The organism is Pantoea sp. SIMBA_079 (genome assembly GCF_046940275.1).
GTDB classification, from domain to species: Bacteria; Pseudomonadota; Gammaproteobacteria; order Enterobacterales; family Enterobacteriaceae; genus Pantoea; species Pantoea borealis.
The window spans coordinates 1-331 of sequence record NZ_JAWRYR010000109.1; the positions used below are offsets into that span (position 1 = coordinate 1).

At 61.9% G+C, this 331-nt stretch carries 1 pseudogene; it reads right to left on the bottom strand.

Annotated elements, in window-relative coordinates:
* Positions 1-245: pseudogene (locus tag SB719_RS19320) on the bottom strand (ABC transporter ATP-binding protein); the annotation flags it as partial.
* Positions 246-331: the final 86 nt, after the last annotated feature.

Below are 331 nucleotides of genomic sequence, written 5' to 3' on the forward strand. Positions count from 1 at the left end.
GCGGGCAGTTCGGCGGTGGGGAAGTTGTCCGTCACCACGCCATGATCCATGAGGTAGAAGCGGTCGGCGACCTTGGCGGCAAAGCGGAAGTTCTGCTCGACCAGAAGCACGGTCATGCCGCGTTTCTTCAGTTCCACCAGCACATCGCCGATGCGCTGCACGATGACGGGCGCAAGCCCCTCGGTCGGCTCGTCGAGGAGCAGCACCTTGACGCCGGTGCGCAGGATGCGCGCAATCGCCAGCATCTGCTGCTCCCCGCCACTGAGTGTACCTCCCAGTTGTGTGCTCCGCTCCTTCAAGCGTGGAAACAAGGAAAATGCTTGTTCAATCC